23 protein-coding genes are annotated in these 26113 nt (G+C 41.4%); 14 read left to right on the forward strand and 9 right to left on the reverse strand.

Features of this window, described 5'->3' with window-relative positions; genetic code table 11:
- Positions 1-7: 7 nt before the first annotated feature.
- Positions 8-1522, reverse strand: a complete 1515-nt coding sequence (locus MHI52_RS03765) for a spore germination protein (RefSeq protein ID WP_340983498.1) — start codon at positions 1520-1522, stop codon at positions 8-10.
- A gap of 199 nt (positions 1523-1721) precedes the next feature.
- On the reverse strand, positions 1722-2369 hold the full coding sequence (locus MHI52_RS03770) for a DedA family protein (protein ID WP_405158477.1): 648 nt from the start codon (positions 2367-2369) through the stop codon (positions 1722-1724).
- A gap of 240 nt (positions 2370-2609) precedes the next feature.
- On the opposite strand from MHI52_RS03770, the gene MHI52_RS03775 reads away from it, so the two are divergent.
- From MHI52_RS03775 to MHI52_RS03790, 4 genes are all read left to right on the forward strand, one after another.
- Positions 2610-3911, forward strand: coding sequence for a polysaccharide deacetylase family protein (locus MHI52_RS03775; protein ID WP_405158478.1), 1302 nt, complete (start codon positions 2610-2612; stop codon positions 3909-3911).
- Positions 3912-4013: 102 nt separating this feature from the next.
- Positions 4014-5003 carry an AAA family ATPase gene (locus MHI52_RS03780; RefSeq protein ID WP_405158479.1) on the forward strand — a complete coding sequence of 330 codons (990 nt, stop codon included), beginning with the start codon at positions 4014-4016 and terminating at the stop codon, positions 5001-5003.
- The gene (locus MHI52_RS03785) at positions 5000-6271 is read left to right on the forward strand and encodes a DUF58 domain-containing protein (protein ID WP_405158480.1); all 1272 of its coding nucleotides are present in this window, start codon (positions 5000-5002) and stop codon (positions 6269-6271) included. The genes MHI52_RS03780 and MHI52_RS03785 overlap by 4 nt, the downstream gene beginning before the upstream one ends.
- On the forward strand, positions 6258-8621 hold the full coding sequence (locus MHI52_RS03790) for a DUF4129 domain-containing transglutaminase family protein (RefSeq protein WP_405158481.1): 2364 nt from the start codon (positions 6258-6260) through the stop codon (positions 8619-8621). Before MHI52_RS03785 ends, MHI52_RS03790 begins: the two co-directional genes overlap by 14 nt.
- A gap of 10 nt (positions 8622-8631) precedes the next feature.
- Here MHI52_RS03790 and MHI52_RS03795 read toward each other — a convergent pair whose 3' ends face one another.
- Positions 8632-8766 carry a hypothetical protein gene (locus MHI52_RS03795; protein ID WP_405158482.1) on the reverse strand — a complete coding sequence of 45 codons (135 nt, stop codon included), beginning with the start codon at positions 8764-8766 and terminating at the stop codon, positions 8632-8634.
- A 234-nt stretch (positions 8767-9000) separates the two neighbouring features.
- Between MHI52_RS03795 and guaA the strand changes: the two genes are divergently transcribed.
- On the forward strand, positions 9001-10539 hold the full coding sequence (guaA, locus tag MHI52_RS03800; RefSeq protein WP_036668199.1) for a glutamine-hydrolyzing GMP synthase: 1539 nt from the start codon (positions 9001-9003) through the stop codon (positions 10537-10539).
- Positions 10540-10562: 23 nt separating this feature from the next.
- Positions 10563-11627, forward strand: a complete 1065-nt coding sequence (locus tag MHI52_RS03805) for a tyrosine-type recombinase/integrase (protein WP_405158483.1) — start codon at positions 10563-10565, stop codon at positions 11625-11627.
- Between the two features lie 412 nt (positions 11628-12039).
- Here MHI52_RS03805 and MHI52_RS03810 read toward each other — a convergent pair whose 3' ends face one another.
- From MHI52_RS03810 to MHI52_RS03820, 3 genes are all read right to left on the reverse strand, one after another.
- Positions 12040-13113, reverse strand: a complete 1074-nt coding sequence (locus tag MHI52_RS03810) for a YecA family protein (RefSeq protein ID WP_405158484.1) — start codon at positions 13111-13113, stop codon at positions 12040-12042.
- A gap of 390 nt (positions 13114-13503) precedes the next feature.
- Positions 13504-13743, reverse strand: a complete 240-nt coding sequence (locus tag MHI52_RS03815) for a hypothetical protein (RefSeq protein ID WP_405158485.1) — start codon at positions 13741-13743, stop codon at positions 13504-13506.
- Positions 13740-13967, reverse strand: a complete 228-nt coding sequence (locus MHI52_RS03820) for a helix-turn-helix domain-containing protein (protein ID WP_405158486.1) — start codon at positions 13965-13967, stop codon at positions 13740-13742. Before MHI52_RS03820 ends, MHI52_RS03815 begins: the two co-directional genes overlap by 4 nt.
- Positions 13968-14137: 170 nt before the next feature.
- On the opposite strand from MHI52_RS03820, the gene MHI52_RS03825 reads away from it, so the two are divergent.
- The 5 genes from MHI52_RS03825 to MHI52_RS03845 all read left to right on the forward strand — a co-directional run bounded on the left by MHI52_RS03825 (position 14138) and on the right by MHI52_RS03845 (position 19475).
- Complete coding sequence (locus tag MHI52_RS03825) at positions 14138-14611, forward strand: hypothetical protein (protein WP_405158487.1); 474 nt, start codon at positions 14138-14140, stop codon at positions 14609-14611.
- Between the two features lie 719 nt (positions 14612-15330).
- On the forward strand, positions 15331-15735 hold the full coding sequence (locus tag MHI52_RS03830; RefSeq protein WP_405158488.1) for a hypothetical protein: 405 nt from the start codon (positions 15331-15333) through the stop codon (positions 15733-15735).
- A gap of 84 nt (positions 15736-15819) precedes the next feature.
- Complete coding sequence (locus tag MHI52_RS03835; protein ID WP_405158489.1) at positions 15820-16116, forward strand: hypothetical protein; 297 nt, start codon at positions 15820-15822, stop codon at positions 16114-16116.
- A gap of 223 nt (positions 16117-16339) precedes the next feature.
- Positions 16340-18367, forward strand: a complete 2028-nt coding sequence (locus tag MHI52_RS03840; RefSeq protein WP_405158490.1) for a hypothetical protein — start codon at positions 16340-16342, stop codon at positions 18365-18367.
- Between the two features lie 145 nt (positions 18368-18512).
- Positions 18513-19475 carry a DUF2971 domain-containing protein gene (locus tag MHI52_RS03845; RefSeq protein WP_405158491.1) on the forward strand — a complete coding sequence of 321 codons (963 nt, stop codon included), beginning with the start codon at positions 18513-18515 and terminating at the stop codon, positions 19473-19475.
- A gap of 931 nt (positions 19476-20406) precedes the next feature.
- Here the strand turns inward: MHI52_RS03845 and MHI52_RS03850 are convergent.
- Positions 20407-20949, reverse strand: coding sequence for a pyruvate kinase (locus MHI52_RS03850; RefSeq protein WP_405158492.1), 543 nt, complete (start codon positions 20947-20949; stop codon positions 20407-20409).
- Between the two features lie 186 nt (positions 20950-21135).
- Positions 21136-21954 carry a hypothetical protein gene (locus MHI52_RS03855; protein WP_405158493.1) on the reverse strand — a complete coding sequence of 273 codons (819 nt, stop codon included), beginning with the start codon at positions 21952-21954 and terminating at the stop codon, positions 21136-21138.
- Positions 21955-23240: 1286 nt separating this feature from the next.
- Between MHI52_RS03855 and MHI52_RS03860 the strand changes: the two genes are divergently transcribed.
- Together MHI52_RS03860 and MHI52_RS03865 are read left to right on the forward strand one after the other, a co-directional pair.
- Complete coding sequence (locus tag MHI52_RS03860; protein ID WP_405158494.1) at positions 23241-23681, forward strand: hypothetical protein; 441 nt, start codon at positions 23241-23243, stop codon at positions 23679-23681.
- Positions 23669-24805 carry a hypothetical protein gene (locus tag MHI52_RS03865; protein ID WP_405158495.1) on the forward strand — a complete coding sequence of 379 codons (1137 nt, stop codon included), beginning with the start codon at positions 23669-23671 and terminating at the stop codon, positions 24803-24805. The genes MHI52_RS03860 and MHI52_RS03865 overlap by 13 nt, the downstream gene beginning before the upstream one ends.
- A gap of 208 nt (positions 24806-25013) precedes the next feature.
- On the opposite strand, the gene MHI52_RS03870 is transcribed toward MHI52_RS03865, so the two are convergent.
- The gene (locus tag MHI52_RS03870) at positions 25014-25346 is read right to left on the reverse strand and encodes a hypothetical protein (RefSeq protein WP_405158496.1); all 333 of its coding nucleotides are present in this window, start codon (positions 25344-25346) and stop codon (positions 25014-25016) included.
- Between the two features lie 194 nt (positions 25347-25540).
- On the opposite strand from MHI52_RS03870, the gene MHI52_RS03875 reads away from it, so the two are divergent.
- A complete protein-coding gene (locus tag MHI52_RS03875) occupies positions 25541-26035 on the forward strand; it encodes a hypothetical protein (RefSeq protein WP_405158497.1) in 495 nt (164 codons plus the stop codon).
- Positions 26036-26113: the final 78 nt, after the last annotated feature.

Genomic DNA, 26113 nt, shown 5'->3' on the forward strand with positions numbered 1-26113 from the left:
GACTGAGTCAACGCTTGGTTTTCCTAGGTGTTTGTCTTGTGACATTCGATGATCCTGTGGATAACGGGCGGGTCTTCATGCGTGACCACGGCACACGAAAGATGGTGTCTTTCATATCTTTTTGAATATAAGGTGCAAAAGGAGACATGTAGGGCACACCGAAAGAACGCAAGCTGCAGAGGTGGGTTACCGTAATGAGTAATACAATCAGAATGCCGTAGAAACCGAAGGCTGCCGCCATCATCATTAGTACAAAGCGCAAGATTCGTACCGAGATGGACAGACCATTCTCCGGGACGACGTAGCTGGATATCGCAGTAATGGATACGATAATGACCATCGCAGCCGATACAACCCCTGCATCTACTGCAGCTTGACCAATAACAAGCGTACCGACAATGGACACAGCCTGGCCGACCGTTTTGGGTATCCGAATACCTGCTTCTCGTAAGATCTCATAGGTTAACTCCATCAACAGGGCTTCAATGAAAGCGGGAAAAGGGACACCTTCCCGCTGGGCTGCCAAACTGATAAGCAAATTGGTGGGCAACATCTCCTGATGGAACGTTGAAATGGCAATATAGAATGATGGGGATAGCAGGGCGATGAAAAAGGACAGATAGCGAATCATCCGGATCAATGTACTGATATCTGCTCGCTGATAGTAGTCTTCTGGAGACTGAAAAAAGTGTACAAACAAGGCAGGCACAAGTAATACAAAGGGTGTTCCGTCCACAATGATCGCAACCCGTCCCTCCAGCAGGGCAGCAGATACGGTATCTGGTCTTTCACTGTTATAGACGGTCGGGAAAACCGTCATCGTTTTGTCTTGCACCAGTTCTTCGATATATCCACTTTCCAGAATGCTGTCTATATCTATCTTATCCAGCCTTTGCCGGAGCTCCATCACGATCTCCTGATCCACGATATTCTCCAGATAGAGCACGGCAACTCGGGTCTTGGTAACCCGGCCAATCTCTCTCTCTTCAATCCAGAGATGAGGGTCACGGATTCGTTTGCGGATTAAGGAGGTATTTGTACGCAGATTCTCATTAAAGCCCTCCATCGGCCCACGAACAACGGTTTGGGAGATGGGCTCTCCAACGGAGCGATCTTCCCAGCCTGCAGCGCCAATCTTCAATCCTCGAACTGAACCTTCAATCAGCAAGACGGCTGATCCAGCAAGCATCGCATTCAGGATCTCATGCATATCCTCGACCAGCATGACATCACTGGCGGTCAGAATATCATTCTGAAGGTAACTCAGATGTTCATCATCTGATGAAAAGTCGGGTAGATCATGTCTTTGCAATAAAGATTCCATGATGGAGTGATTCAGAATCTGAACATCCACCAGTCCGTCGATGTACAGCATGACGGCAGGCCACTTATGTAAACATTGCAGGGGACGGATCATCAAGTCGGTACTATTCCCCATCATTTGCTTGCAATATTCCGTATTGTCGTTCAGATTTGGAGAAATTTCCTTATGATCTTTACGGTCTTGCACCGATGTACTCATCCCATTGCCCCCTATACATCCTATAATTGCAAGTTAGTATGACCTGAATGAATCGGGATTATCACATAAAAAGAGAATGGTTGCATATGAGTGGTATACAAAAGGAAGTTTGAGGTGAATCACAGTAGCGGAGGTGTTTTATTTCAAACAAAAAAAAGAGCCGCGCGGTTACGCAACTCCTTGCTTATTCTTATTATTTTTACTTTTGTCTTTGTCGAACTGGGGTTGGCTTGGATACGGTGGATCTTGCTGTCCATGCTTTGCGGTAACGATAGAACACGGCTACGATGAGCAATAGGCCGATTCCTCCCACGATATATGCTGCATATTGATGAGCCAGATGGAATACGGCGTTCCACTGAGGGCCAAATATTTTGCCAATGCCCAGAAACAGTACAACCCAGAACAGTGCGCCTGAATAGGCGTAGAGAGCGAATTTGCGAAAGGGAACAGCGGCTATACCCGCGAAATACCCGGTGAAATGTCTTACTCCCGGAATGAAATAACCGATGAAGATTAAAGCATTACCATACTTGGCAAACCACTTTTGCGTTTTATCGAGCTTGTCCTGCTTCATCAGAAACCATTTTCCGTATCGTGTTATAAAGGGCAGTCCTGCTTTGGCTCCAATAAAATAAGTGATGGTCATGCCAATCGTTGTTCCCAGAAAAGCCAGTATGGTGAGGATTCCGAAGTCCAGATGCCCCTTGTAGGAGAGAAACCCTGCGTAAGCCATCGTTGTTTCACCAGGAAAGGGAAGTGCGATGAATTCAAGCAACAAGCCAAAAAACAATACGCTGTATCCGTAGGACCCAAACAGATGTTGGATCTTCTCAAGCAATTCCAATAGATTTCACTCTCCTGAATACGGGGTGGGAGCATGAATACTCTCCAAGGTGTTTTAATGTGTTCTGCCTGTTCATTATGCTACCTAATCTGAAGCGAAGAATCAATCAGGCTACATAGCAAATTGTGAAAAAATATTAAACAAAATCACGTCTTTTTTCAATGTAGCCTCCATATAATTCTAACAAATCTGCTGAAGTCTATCAGCAAATTACTAGAGACGGTGGAGGTCGATTCATAAATGGTACAGAGACCGGAATTCAGAATCAAAGAAAATGGGGGAAACTCTGCAACAACCATACATATGTTTTTAGCTGGACAGTGGTCTGTCATTCTCATGCGTATTGCGATACTGTTATGTGCATTTGCTGTATATGCAGGCACGGCTTATGCATCTGCTGCTTCCGGCTCAGGTGATCCAATCCCGGAAGAAAAGAATATTCAAGACAAGGTAGTTTATCTGAGTTTTGACGATGGACCGGGTAACCATACCCGTGAAGTATTGGATATTTTGCGCAAGGAGAAGGTTTTGGCTACATTTTTTGTGCTGGGTGAGCAGGCAGAGCGGTATCCGGAGTTAATCCGTGGGCTTGTGGAGGATGGACATGCTTTGGGCAATCATACGTTTAATCATCAATACGAACAGCTGTACAGTGATTTTAAAGTGTTCTGGAAACAGATTAAGCAGACAGAGGAAGTGCTGGAGCGTATAACCGGTTTCCGTCCGAATCTGGTGCGAGCACCAGGCGGTACTTACGGGCATTTTGACCAGAGTTATTTTGATTTGCTCCAACTGGGTGGATACACCGTCATGGACTGGAACGTCGACAGTGGGGATTCCAAGCGTAGAGGTGTTCCGGCCAAAGAGATCCTCAGCAATTCGACCAAAGTACCTGCGGGAGCACGTTCGGTCATTGTCCTGATGCATGACGGTGGTGCACATGCTGAAACGGTAAAAGCACTTCCGGGTATTATCAAATATTATCGTGATCATGGATATCGTTTTGACACCATAAAGAGTACGGATCAACCAGTTCAATTCCGTGTACATCCAGATGGTAAGTATAAGGCCCGCAAGGCGCCAGGAAAGGCCTGGATCGCAGAGCATGTAGAAGCGAACGCGACGTTATGGCTTGCAAGCAAGAAGTTGAAGGTAGAGGTGGGATTGGTTGCAGCTACCTTGCAACCGGGCGAGTTCCGCATGGAGGGGCAGCGAATCATGGTGCCATTGCGTACTTTCATGAAAAAATTCGGGGGCAGCACTCGCTGGGACTCTGAAACAAGGACGGCCATAGCAGTATGGAAGGAAAGAACGATTCATGCAGACAGTGTGAGCGGAACACTGACAACTACAGGGGCAATTGAAACGGACGCAGTACAGAGTCAGGGTGGAACCATCTGGGTTCCGTTACGTGAGTTACTGGAGCAGATGGGGTTGAGGGTGAATTCCTTAACCAGTAATCAAGCAGAGTGGACGGTGAAGGCAGGCACTTCCAGATCCATTTCGGCAATGAACAGTATATTTAAGTATAAAATGATCTGAAGAAAGTCATTCTTGCAGGACTATTCTCTCTACTTCCGGGCAACACTGAATCATAGATTACTATGGTTCAGGAATGCTGATGAACGGAAGGAGATCAGAGAAATGTCTTATATCCGAATGGAACATGAACATGCTGTTGAATTGTTAAACAGGGTCATGAAGCGTGTTGAGAGTGTGATTATTGGCAAAAAAACAGAGATTCGTTATGTCCTCACTGCAATGCTCAGTGGGGGGCATGTACTTCTGGAAGATGTGCCGGGTACCGGGAAAACGATGCTGGTTCGTGCCGTTGCTTCTGCACTGGACTGCTCCATGGGCCGGATTCAATTCACGTCCGATGTCATGCCGGCAGATGTTACGGGCACTTCAATCTATCATCCACATACAGCTGAATTCAAGTTTCGGCCCGGGCCTGTCATGTCCAACGTTGTCCTGGCTGATGAAATAAATCGCGCATCACCACGCACTCAGTCTGCCCTGCTGGAGGCAATGGAGGAACGACGTATTACCGTTGATGGCACTACCTATGCCTTGCCACGCCCGTTCTTTCTGCTGGCGACACAGAATCCGTTACAGTTCGAGGGTACGTACCGTCTGCCTGAAGCGCAGCTGGATCGATTTATCATGAGAATTGGACTGGGGTATCCCGATCCGGAACAGGAATTGGAATTGTTAACCCGCATGCAAGGTAGAGAAGCGCTTGATGAACTTCGCCCTGTGCTGCTTGCTGAAGAGGTCGTAGCCATGCAGCGTGAAGTCAAACAGGTACATGTTGATCCGGTCGTCAAACAGTATCTGGTGGCCGTTGCTGTAGCCTCTCGCAGCCTTCCGGCGGTCAGATTGGGCATCAGTCCGCGTGGAACACTGGCCTGGATGGCTGCGGCGCAGTCATTTGCCTATCTTCAAGGGCGCAGTTATGTCATTCCGGATGATGTGAAAGAGGTAGCTGTGCCTGTCCTTTCCCACCGTATTCAATTGAAGGCCCAGAACAGAGCGGAGGTTTGGGGGCAAGTACAAGTCATTGAAGAAGCATTGTCATCGGTCCTGGTACCTGTACAGATGGCATCACAGGGAAGGGGACGGAGGCAATGACTGCGCTGGGACAACGGATTGTGAGTGCTGTTTTGGTGGTGGCTTTTGCTTCCTTGTATCAGTGGCATGGGGGCAAAGCGGCGTTGTTTCTATCCGTTATAGCTTTCTTGATGTTCACAGGAGGTCTGCTTCTCCATTGGTTCGGACCCCGGCGTATTCACATCCGTCGGAAAATACACACGAACCGGATTGAGGCAGGCGAGCAGGTACGGGTTCTAGTCGAACTGGAATTCAATTGCCGTATTCCATTGTTATGGATCGTTCTGTGTGAGAACACACCTGCAGGTGTTCATCGCAAATTGATTTTCCCGGGAACACGGCGACAATTTTCCTATCAATATGAATGTTCCGGGTTACGCAGAGGAGTTTACAGATGGGATACGGGCAGATTGTACTGGGGTGATATGTTTGGCTGGAATACCCTCTCCGCAGAGACCGCGGGAGGTACCCCCTTGTTTGTTGTTCCTCAAGCAACAGCTTGGGGGAAGGGTGATTCGGTAGAATTCGCAGCGATGATCGAAGGGACTCTGTCAGAGCGAAGAAATAGCCAGGGTAACCGTAGCCCTGAGTTCCGTGAATATCAGCAGGGTGACCCACTGGGACGAGTTCATTGGAAAAGTACAGCCAAAACGGGAAAACTTCAGACCTTTCTGCCTGATACCACGGATCTGGCTTCGCTCGGCATCCTTGTGTATGAAGGCGCGTCGGGTTATGACGTAAAACAACGGGAGAACATGGATGCACCTGCTTTTGAACGAGTGGTTCGTGCAGCTGCCCGCTGGATTCATACCGCTGAACGGGATGACATTCCTTATCATCTGTGGATGGAAGGCGGCGATAAGAACTATGATGCACAAGATCAATGGAAACATGGGCCGTTCCATGCAGATGATGAGAATCATGGACTGGACAAGTTAGCGGGGGCACGAATATCCAAAGTACAATCAGGCTCTGTTTCGCTTCGAACGGAGATGCTGGATGGACTAACGAGCGGGTCGCGAATTGTGGTACTCACAGGTAAGATGGATCAGGTTCTGGCCGAATGGATCATAACTGCAATCGGGTCGGGTTATCGTGTAGAGGTGCAATTGACTGAAGCAAACCAGAATCAAAACCAATTAGGATCAACGGATAGATTGATGAATGGATTGGGATATGACAGCTTAAGTTTGGAGCGGCTTCGTCACAGCGGGGTGCCGATCCACGCGGTTACAGACGTTGCGTTATCTTCATTGGGAAAGGTGGAGGTAACGGATGTGGGAGCGTAATGGTAACCAGCAACCCAATTCCACTGTGGCCGACTTAGAGTCAACGGACCGTACGAGAATAGAATCGGCCTATTCCGTCTATAAAGCTGTGAACCAGAATTCTGTGACGGACATAAAGGATGAGGGATATGTTAGCGTACCTGTCCTGTACAAAATTTTTATTTCGGCCATTTTACTTATACTGTCTCTGGAGTGGATATATCCGGTTACATCATCAGATCAGCAGGGCAGTGAACGGTTCTTGTCCGTAATGGCGGGATTAACGGGAGCATTGTTGCTTGTGGGGTTGATTCGTACAGGATGGATCACCGGAGTACTGATCCGATTATTCATTGCAGTCGCTGCTTTATGTCTGATGTACGGAGGAAGTGATCCTGTCCGTTGGGCCGTCGCGTATCCGGGAATATTTTCAGCGGATATGGACACGTTTATAAATAACTGGCGATTCCACTCGATTAGTACAGAAACGAGAGGTTTGTTCATGATGTGCGGCTGGAGCATGCTCATGGCTTCTGTGCAATCCCTTGTATTGTTACGTCGAAGCGTTATGCTGTTTGGCAGTGCAACACTGCTCTATTTGCTTTTGCTTGAATCCTTTGCGGGGCTGGATGTGTATGCTTCTGTAATAAGGTCTGTCCTATGGACTTTTCTTATTCAGGCTCTGCTCCAGCTACTACGTCTCAATGGAGGAGTCACGACTCCGAGTTATCGCGGCAGCCCCTATGGCCGTTGGAGTGCAGTAACTATCGTTGTTTCCGCAGGTATGGTGCTTCTCTCCGCGTTACCTGGCCAGTTTACTTCCATTCCTCAACCGGAACGCATATCTTTGGAGCAGATGGGTGAACGCCTAGCTCGCTGGGCAGGTTATACACAGCACAGTAGTATCCCTGCTGCAACGGCAGTCACGGGATATAGCACAGCGGACGCGCCTATGGGAGCACCGTTGGTGCAGGGGAACTCCATCTTTTTTATAGCAAAGAGTCCAAAAGTGACGTATTGGCGAGGGGAGACCCGTTCATATTATAACGGTAGTACTTGGAGTGACCCGGGTCAAAGCTTCGAAACGGCAAGTCCATCCGGAATGCTGCGTGCTGATGGTTGGGAGAATCCAACCTATTGGAGTCGCATTCGCCAAACCGTCACGATGCAGCGAGAGTGGAAAGGACCAAATCCACTCTTTACCGGGGGCATACCGGTTAATGTATCATTCCAGGATAAGAACAAGGATAATCAGGAAAACATGTTTTCTTTGCTGTCTAATCGCGATTCGGCAACATTGTGGCTCGCAAGCTCAGGGAACGATAAGATGGTTAAACGTTATTCGGCAGACGTCATGGTTCCTGTCGCAACACCTGAACAGTTACGTTTGCTTGAGGAAACGAATAAAGGGAAAGATCCGGCAGCCATTCGGAGGGACTATCTGCAATTGCCTGCATCACTCCCTGGTAGAGTGCAGACGCTTGCCAAGGAAATCATTCAAGGCAGTGAGACCCGGTATGACGCTGTGCAGGCCGTCAAGACTTATCTGGCTGCTCATGCCGAGTATACGTTGGATACCCGTATGCCACCGCGAGGAACAGATTTTGTGGATGATTTTCTATTCGTCACCCGGCAGGGGTATTGCAATCATTTCTCCACAGCCATGATTGTGTTGCTGCGTGCAGAGGGCATCCCCGCACGCTGGGTTAAAGGTTTTGGCCCCGGAGTTGCTGACCCGGATGTGCCCAGTCAATATGTGATTTCACAGGGAGATGCACATTCCTGGGTAGAGGTATATTTTCCAGGTGCAGGCTGGATGCCGTTTGAGGCCACGCCAGGCTTCACCATGGCGCAAGGCGCGGGCGAAAGTGTCGCAGCGCTCGCCGGGCCGCAGTCTGTTGCGGAGACTCCGCCGTATATGAGCGGCGGATTGGCTAACGCGGGCGCATGGCTGCTCGCCCGCGCACGGGCCATTGCCGCGGAGCCATGGCTCGCGGCAGCCCTTGTGGCAGCGGCCCTGTTGGGCGCCGCTGCTCTGGTCCGCATGCGGCGGCTACGCCCCGCGCTGCGGATAGGGCTGCTACTGGCGTGGCCACGCAGCAGCTTTCCAGACCGCGAGCGGTTGCTGCGCGCCGCCGCTCCGGTCTGGGCCGCGCTCGCGCGCCGGTACGGCCCGCGGCCGCCGGGTATGACGCTGCGTGAATATGCAGCGTCACCGGCTTTGGCCGCAGGCGCGGACGGCGTGGACATCGCGCGGTTTGCAGCCGACTGGGAACGGCTGCTGTACGGGCCAGACCGTCCGCTGCGCGCGGACAGTCTGAACTTCCTGCGCCGGGCACTTCGTTTGGCCCGGCGGTTGCAGGCGTTGTAACACCAGGATGTTACAACGTTACACCAAAGATGCGAAGCAGCTGCCATACAATCGCTATCGCTTTCCAATAGAGCTTGGCCACTTGTGGGCAGATGAAGATCGCCATTGCTGGCGCACTGTTATCTAAATGCAGCGTTTGGTTCATCGCTGAATGCTATACATAAGACGCCTTTCGCGCTGCGCTGCGAATGAGGCGTCTTTCCACGATCATACACTTGAACCAGCATCTTGCTACCAAGCTTTTCTATTCGAAATTTCATATTTAGAGGCATTTGGTAATCCTGTTTTGATATGTCGAAAAAAGGAGTTTCGCCTTTCCTTGACGGTATGTTTTGTCGTTGCGTATAATTAGTTTCATTGAATTGAGGGAGGCACGGTTATGAATAAACAGAATGAAATTGTAGTTGTCCTTGACTTCGGGGGTCAATACAATCAGTTAATCGCCAGAAGAATCCGGGATCTTGGCGTATACAGCGAGCTTTTGCCGTATAATACACCGGCGGAAAAGATCGCAGAAATAGCACCAAAAGGAATCGTATTTTCAGGTGGTCCGTCCAGCGTATACGCTGAGAATGCTCCACACGTGGACCCAGGTGTCTATGACCTAGGCTTGCCAATCTTCGGTATCTGCTACGGAATGCAGCTTATGGCCCAGCAACTCGAAGGTAAAGTAGAGCGTTCCGAGAAGCGAGAGTACGGTAAAGCAGACCTTGAGTTTGCCGCTGGATCTACATTGGCAAAAGGCATTGAAGGCGAACATACGGTATGGATGAGTCACGGTGACCACGTGGTTACACTTCCTCCAGGTTTCAAACTGGATGCAGGCACGGAAAGTGCGCCAATCGCTGCCATGAGCGACGATGAGCGTAAATTGTATGCTGTTCAGTTCCATCCGGAAGTACGTCACTCTGTTCGCGGTAACGACATGATTCGTAACTTCCTGTTCGAAGTTTGTGGTTGCGAAGGCAACTGGACGATGGAGACATTCATCGATGACACGATCAAAGACATTCGTGAAAAAGTTGGCGACAGTAAAGTACTGTGTGCGCTTAGCGGCGGTGTAGATTCTTCCGTTGTAGCTGCATTGCTTCACAAAGCCATTGGTGATCAACTGACATGTATGTTTATCGACCACGGTCTGTTGCGTAAAGGCGAAGCAGAAAGTGTAATGGAGACGTTTGTCGGCAAATTCGACATGAAAGTTGTCAAAATTGATGCTCAGGAGCGCTTTATGTCCAAGCTGGCTGGAGTGGATGATCCAGAACAAAAACGTAAAATCATCGGTAACGAGTTTATTTACGTATTTGACGAAGAGTCCAAGCAGTTCGATGACTTTGCATTCCTGGCACAAGGTACACTTTACACGGACATCGTAGAAAGTGGTACAGCGACTGCACAGACCATCAAATCCCACCACAACGTGGGCGGTCTGCCTGAGGACATGAACTTCAAACTGATCGAGCCACTGAGCACGTTGTTCAAGGATGAAGTACGTAAAGTCGGTACCGAGTGTGGCTTGCCGGACGAAATTGTACACCGTCAGCCGTTCCCTGGTCCGGGTCTTGCGATCCGTGTTCTTGGTGAGGTTACCGAAGAGAAACTTACCATCGTTCGTGATTCAGACTACATCCTGCGTGAAGAGATTGCCAAAGCCGGTCTCGACCGCGAAATCTGGCAGTACTTCACAGCCCTGCCGAACATGAAGAGTGTCGGCGTTATGGGTGATGCGCGTACGTATTCCTACACTGTAGGTATTCGTGCTGTAACATCCATCGACGGTATGACAGCTGACTGGGCACGTATCCCTTGGGATGTGCTGGAGAAAATCTCCGTACGGATCGTTAACGAAGTTGATAACGTAAACCGTATTGTGTATGACGTAACTTCCAAACCACCTGCAACAATCGAGTGGGAATGATCTGGGTGATTTTCAATTGATTATTGACTGTAAAACCTTGCTACATAAGGTTTTTTAGACAACGATTGAAAATTTCATTTCATTCACCTGCAACTATTGGTCTTCAAAAATTACTCTCTTTTATTTGTGTTATTTCACAAATAGAAGGGAGTTTTTTTATGTCAAGAATCAATGAATTAATTGATGACTTTAAGCTGAATCAAGAAATCCAAGGTAGAAAAAAGGAATATATTACTGGTTGTATGTATCGCTTGCATCGTTGGATGGAGTTCACTAAGGAGCAACTAGAAATCGAGGAAGCCGAAGACGTGACTTCAATGCATATTAAGAAATACATTCAGCATTGTCAGAGTAGAGGTAAAGAAGCCAATATTACAATCAACGGTCATATTGCTACAATCAAAGTTTTTTTTCAGACTCTTGTTGATGAGGAATATATAGATGAGAAGAATAATCCTATGCGGAGAATTAAGAACTTGAAGGAAGAGAAGCGGGTAATTATCACATTTAATGATGAAGAAGTAAAGCGTATCATCAATGATTTGGATGAAATAACCTACTCTAATCTAAGGGATAAGTTAATTCTTATCATGCTATTTGATACTGGAATTCGTGTTTCAGAACTGTGTAACATCAAGAATGATGATGTATCGAGAGCGCACATTCTCATCCATGGTAAAGGCTCTAAGGAGCGTCTAATCTACATTAGCAAGATAATGAGAAGGTATATGCGGAAGTATGAGGAAGCGAAGCAGGAACGCTTTAAGCACAGATTGTATGACGAGATTGAGGATTATTATTTCCTAGACCAATCTGCTGAGCGTTTATCGCGTTCTCGTATCAATAAAATACTAAAGGAGCATTGTAAAAAAGCTGGAGTAAGAAAGGAGGTGCGATGTTCGCCGCATGATTGTCGCCATTATTTTGCTCAGAAGCAACTTAAGAATGGAATAGATGTATATAGCCTGAGTAGACTAATGGGACATTTCGATACACAGATTACTTCCAAGTATCTAAGAGGACTAGAACAACATGATATATTGGAGATTGGGAAAGTGTATAGTCCATTAAATAAGGTAAGGATATAAGCAATAAACGTCAATAAGTGAAAAATGCCGATATTATCATTATTGTAAGATGATAATATCGGCATTTTATGTATTTGATATAAACCCCTTATAGTTACACCACTTTATATTGCTTCCCCTTTGCTAAATCATGGTGTTATCGACAATCTGGTGCGTAACCACCTGCGTTGGTCTGGGGGCATCCAGCGCAGTCACCGCTTCCACAATGGCGCTTAGAACGTGTCACGTACGGTTTACGCTCGTTGGATGACACAGACACAGGAATGTTAGTTGCGGCTAGATCATCGCGTACAACCATATGTAGGGGCTAGACTGATTTGAAAAGTGAAACAGCGTAAGCTTTGGACTGAAAAATATAGTCCAAGACTGTCCTGTTTTATTGAACTAACGTCTTCCGTTAGTCTAATGTAAATCAATGAGAAATAGTTCTGAAAATATTGTATTTTGGCTTATTTAATAAATTCTTATGAGAAATTAAGTGAACAAAAGAAGGATGATATGTGGCTTTTAAAGCATTTCTTTCTTCTATTGATAATCGGCTCCAAAGTAACGGACTTAAAAATAGGCTTCTTCTTGCATACAACGGCACCATATTATTCAAGTAATTAATTTGATTTTCAATAGATAAGTTTTCAAATTGAGTAATTAGTTTGATAAATGAATCATTATCATCTTTAAACCAACTAAATACAACATATGTACAGGTGTCTTGAGGGAAGATGTTAAGTCCAATTGATTTACTATTTTTTATTTCTGATGTTATTTCATTGTTTTCAATATCGTAAAACGGCGAGATGGCTGATGCTACTGCTATTTGTGATTGTCCTTGAAAAATAAAGCACCTGTAAATAATATTTGAATAATCAGTACTAAGAATATATTCATTGTATTTATTGAGATACTCGTCCAATCTGTTTTTTTGCCGATTCAACATTGATAAAATTTTACTAACATCCTCGTGTACTTTTTTACTTTCTTTAAATAGCTTTTGATTGGCTTTAATTGATTCATTAAGCTGGTGGTACTCAAAACAAAATGCTCTATATGAAAATAAAAAATTCTGCGTCTCATCAACAGGGTTATAATCCAAATTATCTATAGGCTGAAAAATGCTATCGTGCTTGTTACAAAAACCATAGAACACCGACGCTTTACCTGTACCAATTTCCCTAATTTTCACACTCAAATTTTGTTGCTCATTGTAACCAAGATAAAGCTTTAGAATTTTACCATTTTGGTCAGATATTTTTTTTAACACTCGCTTTTCAGAAATCGCATGAGCACCTTGTAGTTTTGTACAATCATGATTATTAGGATGTAAGCAAGTAGTTACAACTTTATCCTTATCAAATTGTCGTACCATTACTTCACCGTCAGGAATTCTTGGATCTAAATATTTAACATATTCATTTTCATTTAATGCACAACATTTTTTATATTTCTTTCCTGACTTACAAAGGCACAATTCATTTCTACCGATGCCCACAATATCACTCCCTAATTCTCATCCATTTTTTCTGAGGTCGTCAATGTTCAACCTGCTTAACATTCAAGGATTTATATTCGAAATGATATATTCAACTAATTTATGGAACAATCCTGCTATATAAGTTGAACTAAAGATTATTTATACTGATACTACGATGACAGAATAACCTTCCAATCGCTGTTATCCCCAGATTTTTTCGATTCCCTTTTTACAAGGGAAAATCCGGTGATAAAGGCGAACGCTTTGCTTTTTCAGGTTTTTTCTGTCCTCTCCGTTATCGTGCAAAAGATTAGTTCAACTTATATAGTTAGTTCAATGGAGCATTGATTGTTTAATATTTTGTTTTTCAGTCCAATAGTTTAGTTCTCTAAACAATTGCGCTTGATTTCAATCTTCTTCAACAATCCTCTGTTTCAAATACTCAGCATTCGTGCCATCACAAATCCCTAAGTCAAGCTCAAGGTGGAATAGGAAGTCCGTAATGGCTTGGTGTTGATCGTCAGTCAGCACACTATCCTGCGATTGATACCAATTGAGCAGAGACACTAGACAGAAATCTTTGGGAAGGAAAACTCCCGTTTTATCTTTAACCACTCCAAGTTCAGTAAGTGTTTTGTCTGAGATCATGACTCCCCCTCCTCCACGTTCACAAGCTCAATTATTTGAGTTATGTCTTTAATTTCAAAATGATTAGCTATTTTCTCCACAATGGGGATGTTAATCTCTGAACGCGCATTCCGACACATGTCAGACAGAGTGGCTTGCCTAACTTCTATGACTTGCGATAATTTACTTTGAGTTGTGTTGTGTTCTTTAAGTATCTCATCAAGTTTCAGGCGTAATTTTAACATAAAGACATCGCTCCAATAGGTTTAATAGTTGACACTATACGATCCAACGTATATTATAATTTTATACGCTAGAACGTATAAAATATATCATTATCGAGTGAGAAAATCTATATTCAAATTTTATTTGGTACAGATACAAGAAAATCCCAATAATAAAGGAGCAATAACCTATGAAATTTACAACTATTCCTAACAAAACACACAACGGAAAATTGCAACATGTACCTTACCATTTGATACTTGCTAACCTTGGAAGTACAAAACAATCCTGGATTAACTTTCTAGTGTGGAATGACTTTAGCAAAATCTGGATTGATAAGCTTGAGTACCTTGTGCAGTCAGAGAATGATCTATTAGAGTGGAACCGCTACTGGAATGGTGATCTAGATGAGCTTGTATCCTTCATTAGTGACTTCAAGCAACACAAAAAGGATAGATTGCATGCTAACCTTACATTGTCAGAGTTTGATGAAATGTGTGTCAATGACATAAAGAATGCACTACAAACAGTCTTCATGGAGCCATTGCATGATGAAACAGTGGAGAGAATTAAGAGAATAGGGTATACAACTGAGGATATCTTTGAGCTAGCAGTAAACAAAAAAGTCGATAATGCTCACGGCTTGCTCTCGTATGCTGCGTAACAATACTCTATGTTTTGGAGAATAAACAATCGTTGGATATCATCCGTTCTTAATATAGTACTGAAACCATGTCAAACAAGCCGTGCGCGTTCCAAATGCTGATTGGGTATAAATTCACCATCTCGAAGTCAAAGTGCTTAAAACGGAGCTGGTAGAGGATTAAGAGGATACGTCTGTATCCTCCCCGACAGGGGAATTGGGCGAAGCCCTCATAAGCGTAAGCGCACCAAGGCTTTAGCCGACCTGATATGCCAAATCTCTTTGGCATGATATTTATAAAGATATATTAAAGATTTAAAAGAATATATTATATCCGAAATCTGGGGCAAAATATCACGCCGCGAAGCCCGTCACAGAGCCGTTTTGGAGCAAAATATCACGATCCAGTTTTCTCGAAATTGACCTCAATCCCTTGCTACGTAAGGTCTATATCAACTTTACCCAGTGTATCCGATTTTCAGGGTATCAGATCACGTTTCAGACGACTCATCGGGGCTGTTTTTGAGCAAAAAATCAAGGGAAAATGGGTGGTTTTAACCGTTCAAAACTGCTTTGGCTTACACCGCTAGTATAAGAAGTATAAAAAAATAAGAGCGTTTGTTCTCTGTTGTGGGGCTGATCACCGTAGTATTATACCAATTAAGATATTACGTTTATTCTCATCAATATGATTGAAGCATGGTTAATTTTCCTATATGACTTAGGGAGTGGTGAAAGAAATGCAAGTTACAATTACTGATGATTGCCAAATGTACATTCGCCTTAAAGAATTTAATTCACATAAATTTGAAAGTTCCCTAGCTGAGGTTAAATGCAAGTTGTTGTATGACTCTTTTAACAACTTTGTTGGAATTAAAATAATGAGTCAACTGGGAGAGACAGATAAAAACATTGAATTACCTGAATTAGGTTCAATTGAGTTTCCGATACACAATGCTGATGTTATGCAGAATAAAAATGAAATTGTAATTAGATTCAACAAAGACTCTATTATCTACAAGGAAGTAGAGGATGAATGCATCCTTGATCTGTGCCCCTCTGGGATTTTAGGTATAGAGCCAATGCCATATATGAATATTGGAGGGAAATTGATCATTGAACCTTTTCTTAGAGGAAATGTTTAGAAGACATACTCTTTAAAGCAACCCTTAGAGCATGTAATATGGACCGCAGCTTAAACATATATAACACATGGAGGGAAAGAGAATATGGAATTAAATGAACAAGCGAAAGAGCAAACTCCCGAAGAACGAAAAAGACAATTTTTGCTGGAGAGAGATCATTACATTGTGCAAGTGGAATTATATTCCAAATTAATTAATATCGTATCAGAAATTCTTCACGATAAGGCTGGAGATGTTATATATGCTAATGCAACCGGTAGCGTTCTTTTAAATTTGCTTAAGGCTAAGAATGGGATAAGTGAAAATTTAGTATTTGTGCAGGTAGCGCTTTCTAGAGAGGACTCGGAGTATAGGGACAGAGATATATTCAAACACATTTGAGTGACTTGGTTACGGCTAGGTGTTGATTCCGAAAGAAATTCTTCAATTTTTCAAAAAAAGACTTGACACTGGGTTACAAGATTTTCTTTTAAAAAGTGCTGGAAAAACAATCACTTTTCGAATAAAATACTTCAAAAACGCATTTGATATGCTAAATATACGGAATCTCTAAGGAGTGGATGTAACATTAACATACGGAAAATAACAAAGGAGAAGTGGATTTTTGTTTGAATTAGAATATTTTTTTGATGATTTATTTGGTGAGAAGGAGGTTGCTTACCGTTGTTTGAAGAAAAAGGCAAAGACCCGAGATTTTAAGGAGAAGCACAATCTATCCACAGTTGGACAGCTTCTTAAGGTAAATGACGAAGGATATGAGGTGTATTTCGTAGTTAACAGTGGAGGTTACAAGGATTCTGACATTGACCATATAAATGCAGTATTCATTGATTTGGATTGTGGTAGAGATGTGTCGAAGAATTACTTCTCCTTGGAAGCAACAAGGGAATATAAAAATGAAAAGTTGAAAGAGATAGATGAATTTCCCCTTAAGCCAAGTTATATTGTAGAGACTAGAAATGGATTGCATTGCTACTGGTTACTCGAAGTTGGAGCGACTACAGATCAGTTTAAAGAGTGCCAAGATAGATTGATCAAACATTTCAACGCCGATACAAGCGTGAAGCGACTATGTAACTTAATGCGTGTGCCTGGTACGAATTGGTGTAAAGACCTACATAATAAATTCCAGATCGAAATTATTCGAAACACAAGGACTCGGTACAGCATTGAGGACATCATTGATCAATGCCCAACAGGATTAAATCCCCAAACCAATTCGGAAGGAGGATTTGGGCACAGTGATAAGAAGAAAGATGGGTGTGTTGAGGTTATTACTGTGCCAAAACCCCTCAAGCATCAACAAGCCAGTACATCCCATACGACACATAACTGGCAATTGATAAAAATGAGAAACGAACAGCACTTACATGAAAGAGTAAATGCTGCACCAGTCATACTAAACGATAATGCTGAGGTATATGACTATCTAAAAAAGCAAAATTTGTCTAACTTCTTAGGGCTACCAAGTTCAAGTAATTTCTCGTGTATATTTCACGCTGATCACAATCCTAGTGCTAAGATATATATTGATGATAAAACGGGACATCAAATCTATTATTGTTTTAGCAATAACTGTCCATTGCACAATGATGGACAAAATATAATTCAGATTACAGAAAGACTGACAAATTACAGTACCTATACTGCATTGGGATTCCTACGTCGCATTTACAATGTAACGTATCACGAAACACAATGGCAAAAGGAACACAAAGGAATCATTAAACGAAATTTGAAGTTTCTTGATAGTCCTGAGTCCAAAGAATGCTATCCAGAAGTATTCAAACGAATACGGAACTACCAAAAAGAATTGGCTGACTTAAACGAATTTGCAAAAGAACACGTTGTTACCGAAAACTTCGCAACAGAAGATGGAACTCCAATTTTCTTCGCTAGCAATAGTTTTCTTTCTCGGGAATTAGACAAAGATGTTCAATCAGTCTCTAAGATCTTGGGTTTATTTACTTACCTGGGTCTACTAATCAAAGTAAAGGACAGAGAGCTGCCAGAATTCTTGTTTAAACGTGCAAAGCACGAAGCCGCAAAGAACAAAAAGCATAATACAATACAATATTACTCAATTCCATCTTATGATGAGAGTGTATTAGATTATGCAACAAGTAAAGCTAAAGAATTTTTGGAAAAAGGACTCACCATGAAAGGCTTTGGTAGAGAGCTAATTTTACGAACTATAAGTGTGGAAGAGGCTGATCGTGTTTACCCTAAATTGGAAGGGAAACAGCTTTCTGAAAAAAGTGAACAAACGAGCCGATTGATCGAAAATATAGTGTTAGAAACAGTAGGAAGGAAAGGATGGGTTACCGAAAAAGAGATTTTGGAGAACGAGATTCTCAAGAAGCAAGGTTTGATTCTAAGGAAGGTGAAAATGGTTCTTCCTGAAATATTGGACAAATACGGACTCATGAAGACAAGATTGAACGAGAAGTTAAAAGCTGTTTTAGGATATGAAGGAGATAATAATAGTTACCCGTTTATCATTTACAGACCGCAAATGTTAGAGTCCGCTATAAATAGCTCAGTTGATGGCAATACGCAAGAACTGAAACGAATAACGAATGTTATAATTCCCCACTTTGAAGTTACTAAGAAACCCAATGTTGTTGTATAACCAAGAACGGTACTGAACCACGAGTCCAAAAAAGTGAGACAGATTATACAATAAGTAGACAATCCTATCAAGAAGTTTTGCGATACACTAGGGTGGGAAAGTAATGAGATAATTCAACTATAGCCAAGCTGTGGAGGGTAAAGTAATGTGGATTGAACAATATATAGAAATGAAGTATCCGAAAAACTCAAAAGAAATAAAGCTTGAAGAAGCCATGGAGTTGAAGTACAATCACATCCCTTCATCACTATATAAATATCGTGGGTATAGCAAATATTCAGTTCAAAACTTGAAGAATGATTCAGTTTGGTTCAACAGTGCTGATAAATTAAATGATCCGTTTGATTCTGCTTTAGTGATAAAAACGGAACAATACATGAAAAGAAGAATTGCTTTAGCGACTTTTAAAGCTCTTCCTAATATTGTCCATAAGCATGGAATCGAGATCTCGGAAGAGGAGATTAATGCTCTTAGTAGTGAAAGTATTGAAGTTATTTTAAAAACAGTACTGAAACGTGTTCCTGATTATAAAGATGAACAGATTGAAGAAATTATCAAGGCTGTTTTGGGTGTTATGAAAGACATGGAAGAGTCACATACACTAGAGCAGGTTAAAAAATCAAGGGAAACGACATTTTTAAGTTGCTTCAGCGAAGTTAACGATTCAATGCTTATGTGGAGCCACTATGCTCATAGTCACACGGGTTTCTGTCTCGAATATAATTTTAAAAAGCCTGATAGAGAGATAATCCTAACTAGGGCGCTAAATCCAGTGATTTACAGAGAAGAGTTATTGGATATCTCTGAGTACTTAATTCATGGCATAAACCATGGTTTAGAATTCAATAATCTGATTAGTACTTACTGGACTATGATAAAGTCTTCAGATTGGGCATATGAGAAAGAGTGGAGAATAGTTTTTCCCCTGTTAAAAGGAGAAGGCTTCAATCGTGCGTTGTTTAAGCCAGAAACAATCTATTTAGGAACCGAGATATCTCAGGAGCATAAGCGTGAGTTGATAGGAATAGCAAAGAGTAAGCAGATCCGACTGTTTCAAATGAAAAAGGAAACTAATGGGTTCAAGCTCGTACCAGAGCAGATCCTGTAATTTGTGTACATGGACTGACCCGCGATGCGCCGCCTGTTATCTTTACGATACGATATATTGGAATATAAGCTTTTGTAATTCAAGTCTTCTATCGTAAAGAGCGATGCCATCGTCTTTCTATTTTGTATTTAGAAATTGGATGAGAGTGAATTGACGATGAATGATTTCAAGTAGAAAGTACATGACGTGCTGAGGTTGGTGCGCAGTCAGTGATGAAATAAATAGAGTTATAATGAAGAGCCTGTATCAAGGCTTTTTTTGTTTTCATAGTAGTTCATGGTTATTCAAGGCACTTTGAGGTGAAAGGCAGATTCGAAGCACAGGTTCACTCTCACTTAATAGGTAGAGGTAGGGCGCAAGTAGAGTTTTGGAGCGAGAAATAGCTTATTTTCAATGAAAAAACATATAGTAGTCTTGTCAATTGTCATGAAAGAAATAAGGATGGTTTAAAACAATACTTTGATGTATAAAAGTATGCTAAATTAAGCTAAAACTAAAGTCTTAATGAATAAATATGCAGAAGTGGAGTATATCAATTGATTCAAGTGTTTTTATCCTAATAAATAGGAATTTTAAGCTTCTAAGTGTCGTCTAATCCATATTAGACAACACTTTTGAGGGACAAGGGGAGGGGGTGGTTTAGATCAAAAAAGCTAATAAATACCACATTTTGCCAGCGGACACTTCCACCGCGACGGGCTGGATACTTATAGAAATCTCTTAGTGATTTCGGATTTCTATAAGTGCCCCTCAGACAGTCAGTTTTAAAGTTAAAAGTATTGTTTTGTATGTTGGGTGCAAGGGTACTCAATCTGAATAAAAGGGGATGGTATCCTGGATGAGTAAATTCTCCAAAACATAGATATACATAACTAAAATGATAGGCTTTTAAATGGAAGAGCATTGATACGTTTTAAAATTCAATTATCATTTACTTGTATAGGTATTTTCCAGATCCATTATCATGTCCAAAATATCTAAGATAGTAACCTTCTCGATAACGAGATTTTAATTCTTTGATTAGTGGATCATCGTTAAAATGAATATGTCCTGTTAAATAAAGAATGATTAAAAATTCCTCGAAGCGAAGATTTCCGAGCTGTTTTTCCTCTTCATCCATTCCGTTAAATATAGCTATCTCGAGATCTAACACACAGGATTCGCCCCTCATAGTCCCGCCTGTCAAATATTTATTATCTCTAGAATTAAGTATCCAACTAATAACACTCAAATTCTTGGTGTAGTTTAGTTCGCTTAGTTTCTTAATAGCTTCAGAATCTGAGAATGAATACGCCGAAACTGCTGTATCAAAGTAGGCGTAAGGATCAGCACGGAGATCTGAGAATAGCTCAAGATCAACTTTTTCAGCGTTGTACTTTTCTGTAATAGTTTGATGGATCTCACTTAATGTGAATCGATTAGGAATATTTAATGTCAAATACTTATCATATAATTTTTTAATGTCAATTTGCACGAGGATTCCTCTTTTCATTATATATCTGACTGATGTAATAGAGAGACAAGACAGCCTATCCAAATTATACTCTTTTTCTAAAAAAAAGAATAATTTGGATAGGTGTAGTTATTTACGGCTATTAAGAATTAATTACTGGAGAGGGTATGTACGATTTATATTATATCATTTTATAGATATATTCTATTATCGTGGGTTGACTCCCATCCGACCTGTTGAATCATAAAAAATATGACCTGATCTCTTGATCCCGATTTTTTCTCCATGATAATGAAGATAATAACGAGTATCATTATATCCAGTGAGATGATGACTTTCCTTTTCTGTAATTTTAATAGAGCCTACGCCAACAATACTAACAGCATATTTTAGTGCCAGGCTTTTAGCATCTGTTTCTAGAGGTGTCCAGACGTCATTAGAAGAGCTGTCCTTTAGATGTTTAAGTGCTTCTTCGTCTGTCAATCCTTTAAAAATATACATGCCTTGTTTATCTATCTTGGCTTTGTAATATCTTGGCTTATCTTTTTGTTTGCTCTTTCTAAGCTCAGCAGCAAAATCAGCAACACGTGCTACATTTTCACCAAACTTCACAATGGTAACTACAGCAGCAGTACCGCCAGCCAACCAGCCCAATAGTTGACCAATACCCATACCAGCCCAAACTATAGGAAGAACGAACATAGAAGCTTCAGGAGAAGTGTCTTCTCCCATAATTTCCAAATCGCCAACGTTCACGTTGTGGAAATTATCATCTAAAGAAGTTTCTTCATCGTTATTTAGGGTCTCATCATTGGGTGCTTCTTCAGTAATATTTGGGGTTTCATTGTTTGTAGGCTCAGGAGAGTTACTTTCAACTGTACTATTTACAGCTTCTTGATCTCCTTGCAGAGTTTCTGCGCTAGCGGCTAATGAATAGGATTGAGCACCAGTGACAGCGAAAATTAAGAAAGCCATAGTCAGAGCAGTGATGCGGAAAAGTGATTTAATTGATGTTTTCTTTAACAAAATATTTCCCTCCGAGTTTATATTTTTACACCCTCTCCAATAATTAAACATCGATCCTATATAGTGAGTTTAGAACCAATGTTTACCATAGTAATTTAAATTATATCAACAAGCAAGTATGTACATTTTTGTATATTAATATTAATATAAAGTTTTTATTAGGTATAGTTCCATATTCCTACAATGTAATCTCTCAATGACAGGCTTAAAGGAGGGGATTTTGTTTGGAATGATAATATTTCATCAGCAAAGGTACTAGATGGAAATGGCAGAGAGGTGTGTTTGATGAGAGGAACTTGTCTCGGAGTCTTTGTGTTGATATAATATAATAAGGTGAGCAATCCTCTGTATACTTTAATTAACGGAGGAATACTATGAATTATATTGAATTGATTATTTCTATTTCTATTGTGTCATTATCGATAGGTTTACTTGGCAACAAGATTAATCTGCAATACAAAAAGGAAACAACTGAGGTTATATCTAAAAATGGACGAAAACGAAGTAAAACAAAACACAGGTCCTTTAGAGTAGGTTAAAATACTACTTTGATATATGAGGTTGCTCACCTGTAACTTCCTTCTCAGAGAAGCTACAGGTGAGTAATAAACAAAAATAATACTTGAGAAGATCGCTGATATCATATGGCGGTCTTTTTGTCATTTAAGAGGAGACACAATAGTATGAAGGAATGATTGTAATACAATGATAAACATTAATGTTGACAAATGTAAATATTTATGGTATAATAAAGTTATAGAGGTAATTCGTTTTGACTATAAATGAAAACGCTTACAAATAATAATTCATAGAAATAGGAGATAACAACATTGACATGTAACAAAAAGAAACACCACTTTAGTAAAGAGAGACAGCTCATGAAGACGAAGGGATCGTATTGGACGAGGAGAAACGAAGTCTTCTGTAAAGAGATGCTAGAATCCATCCAATTTCAGCAAGATAAGCTATACTTAACAACTAATGATTTGATGATAACACTAGTATTGCTTTTGAATTCGTGTAGAAATTCCATTTCCAGAGTAAAGGATAAGAGTAAAAAAACTTATTTTGGTAAGGAGCACGCTTTCAATAATCCCAGAGAGATGGTAGTAGCTTTGATCGAAAAGGAGAATTTCCTACAAGAATGGTTTAGATGTTGCGAGTTGTACATTAATAATAACTTTAGGCTAGAACATAGACCGACACTGGGCAGAATAGATCATGATCAAGGATACACGCTAGACAATCTTGAAGTACAGAGATATTCAAATAATACATCTTCGAGAATGAGAGAACGTTCGTCTAAAGAGTGTGCAGCTATCGTAGTGTTGAAGGAATCCGAGAAACTGATTCTATTGGAGTGTTCTAGCGGGAAGAAAGCTATTGAAAAAATCAATGAAGTTTCTGATTTAGGAATAACAAGAGGCATGCTAAAAGGAAATCTATCAAATGGACAAAGGTTTGATAATGAAAAGTATTCTGTTTTGATTATAGGGAAAGAAAGCTTAATGTGTACTCCAGAAATCATGGAACTTTCGTTTCCAGTTACCGAGATCCACGATGAGAAACACAATAGTCTTATTGCTCGCCCAAATGATAGCGTTACCAAAATTAGTATCTACATAAATGAAAAGGATGCTGTACGTATCGATTGGAAAGATGAAGAAAAGACAATCAATTATGTGAATGTAATACAAGGAGATAAAAAAGACACATGGCAACAGTAAACATAAACGCAAATAGCGCAAGCTACAACTATATTTCGGTTTCTGCTAGTTTTCAAACTGGTGGTGGACTAGCAAAGTACTACAGATTTTTTAAGAATGGTGTGGGAGACTCAGGACTTGAAGCTCTTGTTAGCCCAGTAGGGTCGACAACCAAGTACTGGACGTATATTGGGCTGTCAGAGAACACGTACTACAGTCTGAGCGTCACGTTCTATGACTCGAATAGGAATGTTCTTGGGAGCGCATCTACAGGTCAGAGAACGACTATAGCGCCCGACACAACGCCACCATCAATAAATAGCTGGTACATGAATGGTAGTGCGTCCAGAAACTCAATTCCAATGTATGCATCAGCATCAGACAACAGGGGAGTCAGCGGATTCTACTTTTATCGTGATGGTGTATATGATGGCTCTATGTATGGTTCAAGCGGTGGATATACATTTACAGGACTTAACCCTGGTACGAGATATTCTCTTGGAGTAAAGGCGTTTGATACCAGCGGAAATACATCGATTATGACACAGTACAGAGCCACTACAGCGTATGATTTTGCTCCTAGCGTCCTGTCTTGGTCTATATCAAACACGGGCGTAAACACTGTTCAGATGTATTACTCATCGTCAGATGACTATGGTGTAGGCTATGTACAATTTTATGTCAATGGTGTTCAAGCAGGGACGAGTTATAGTTCGAGTGGATATTACACCTTCGCTGCATTGCAAGCGGATACGAATTACACTCTGGGGATCAAAGCTGTGGATTCAGCAGGACAGAGTTCTACAATGAGGACGCTGGCTGTAAAGACAAAGAAGGCAAGACCAGCGAATTTCGAATGGGATACAGCAAAGAACGCAGGATCAGATTTTAATATTACTGCTTCTGAATGGAATAGGTTAGCGACCAAAGTTAACGAATTTAGGTTTTATAAAGGAATAGCGAACTACACGTTTACAAGAGCCGTATCGGGAACGGATTTCAAGGCGACTTATTATAACGATGTAATCAGTATTATTAACACTATGAGTCCAACAACGGCAATTCCAAGTAGTAAAGTTGCAGGAGACAGTATTCTTGCAAGTGACATAAACAGAGTGCGCAACTCACTAAATTCAATTAACTGAGTTTGTGTGTTGGGTGAGTTCGCGACATTTCTAATTGCGGTACTAACGCATGTAGATAAGAAGAAATAACCCACTCATTGGTTCGCGCCTAAGTGTGGTAATACTGTTCCACCCAACAACAAACTCGTTGGAGACGATGTGGCGCATCGTTAACTCACTCCATATGGATATTATATACCTGAAATTGGAGAATTCAATACAGCTCAAGTTAATTTAGATCATATATTTTCAGGAGATAGTATTTCTTTTTCTTTAAAAGGTTTATTTGTTTCCTTACAATGTTACGGTATTCTTCAGATGACATAGCATAATTTCTTTCTGATTCTTTTAGTATGTCTATTTGCGCATCTAATTGAGCAATCTTCTTTCTGTAGTAAGCAATTTTCTCTTTTTTGGTTGATGAAGTCTTTTTTGCGATGGTAACAAGTTCTGTTTTTGTACTTGCTGTGTTGGCTGTCAATTGTTGAGCTGAGATAACTGGAGTAAGAAGGCTCGTAGTAATAATTGAAGTAATAAGTAGAAAACATAGTTTTTTGTTCATTGAGTATCTCCCTGTTCATTGATACACTGCTTTACTTAGTTCCTTAGATATGGTTTTTTACGCCTTTAATAGACCTGAATACCCATGCTATCATAATTCCTATTTACTATAAAGGAAGAATTTGAGATATTATAAGTATGGAGTCTCTAGCTCTGACCTGATATAGATTGTTGTTAAGAATGGGAGGATGGATTTTGGGAAACTTATTGATAAAATATATTCAACCCGAGAAGATCAATGATCGTGTTGATCCTAATTTTACTTTTCTAACCTATGGTGACAGTGATCCTAAGAAAGTTCATTCAGTCATGAAACACATAAGACCTGGTTCTTATGTATTCTTTCACACATCATATAACAAACAAGCATATATAACGGCATATTTTATTGTGGAGAAGGTGCTTACCAAAAAAGAAAATGCAACAGAAATAGCTTGTATTCATACGGATTCCAGTGATGATGAAGTTGTGATCTTAGGAAGTAGGCAACATTCCAAAATTCTCACGTTTCCATTGCCCTTCGACAAACGCGTTGTAGATAACCTTCCTTCATTAAATATAGATTGGGGTCATGTGACCAGTGAGAGGCAGTCAGAACTGAAAACGATATCTGATCCAACTAGAGCGCATCGTGAACTGTCCGCAGGGGAAGTTGGTTGGCTAGTAGGAGAATGCCAGTATCGAGGCTGAAGGTGGAATGGAATGATTTTAAGATTTGTTTGTAATACTAAGGTTTTCGCTTTCTTTGGCTACTCTAGCAAGCTACTT

This window comes from Paenibacillus sp. FSL H8-0283 (assembly GCF_045040675.1).
Taxonomy (GTDB): Bacteria; Bacillota; Bacilli; order Paenibacillales; family Paenibacillaceae; genus Paenibacillus; species Paenibacillus amylolyticus.

What these genes read in the sequence shown, in the direction of transcription:
- MHI52_RS03780 (WP_405158479.1), top strand. Translation starts at nt 4,014, where the DNA reads ATGTCTTATATCCGAATGGAACATGAACATGCTGTTGAATTGTTAAAC.
- MHI52_RS03845 (WP_405158491.1), top strand. Translation starts at nt 18,513, where the DNA reads ATGTGGATTGAACAATATATAGAAATGAAGTATCCGAAAAACTCAAAA.
- MHI52_RS03835 (WP_405158489.1), top strand. Translation starts at nt 15,820, where the DNA reads ATGGAATTAAATGAACAAGCGAAAGAGCAAACTCCCGAAGAACGAAAA.
- MHI52_RS03860 (WP_405158494.1), top strand. Translation starts at nt 23,241, where the DNA reads ATGAGAGAACGTTCGTCTAAAGAGTGTGCAGCTATCGTAGTGTTGAAG.
- MHI52_RS03830 (WP_405158488.1), top strand. Translation starts at nt 15,331, where the DNA reads ATGCAAGTTACAATTACTGATGATTGCCAAATGTACATTCGCCTTAAA.
- MHI52_RS03790 (WP_405158481.1), top strand. Translation starts at nt 6,258, where the DNA reads ATGTGGGAGCGTAATGGTAACCAGCAACCCAATTCCACTGTGGCCGAC.
- MHI52_RS03870 (WP_405158496.1), bottom strand. Translation starts at nt 25,346, where the DNA reads ATGAACAAAAAACTATGTTTTCTACTTATTACTTCAATTATTACTACG.
- MHI52_RS03765 (WP_340983498.1), bottom strand. Translation starts at nt 1,522, where the DNA reads ATGAGTACATCGGTGCAAGACCGTAAAGATCATAAGGAAATTTCTCCA.
- guaA (WP_036668199.1), top strand. Translation starts at nt 9,001, where the DNA reads ATGAATAAACAGAATGAAATTGTAGTTGTCCTTGACTTCGGGGGTCAA.
- MHI52_RS03795 (WP_405158482.1), bottom strand. Translation starts at nt 8,766, where the DNA reads ATGAACCAAACGCTGCATTTAGATAACAGTGCGCCAGCAATGGCGATC.
- MHI52_RS03785 (WP_405158480.1), top strand. Translation starts at nt 5,000, where the DNA reads ATGACTGCGCTGGGACAACGGATTGTGAGTGCTGTTTTGGTGGTGGCT.
- MHI52_RS03815 (WP_405158485.1), bottom strand. Translation starts at nt 13,743, where the DNA reads ATGATCTCAGACAAAACACTTACTGAACTTGGAGTGGTTAAAGATAAA.
- MHI52_RS03865 (WP_405158495.1), top strand. Translation starts at nt 23,669, where the DNA reads ATGGCAACAGTAAACATAAACGCAAATAGCGCAAGCTACAACTATATT.
- MHI52_RS03775 (WP_405158478.1), top strand. Translation starts at nt 2,610, where the DNA reads ATGGTACAGAGACCGGAATTCAGAATCAAAGAAAATGGGGGAAACTCT.
- MHI52_RS03825 (WP_405158487.1), top strand. Translation starts at nt 14,138, where the DNA reads ATGAAATTTACAACTATTCCTAACAAAACACACAACGGAAAATTGCAA.
- MHI52_RS03820 (WP_405158486.1), bottom strand. Translation starts at nt 13,967, where the DNA reads ATGTTAAAATTACGCCTGAAACTTGATGAGATACTTAAAGAACACAAC.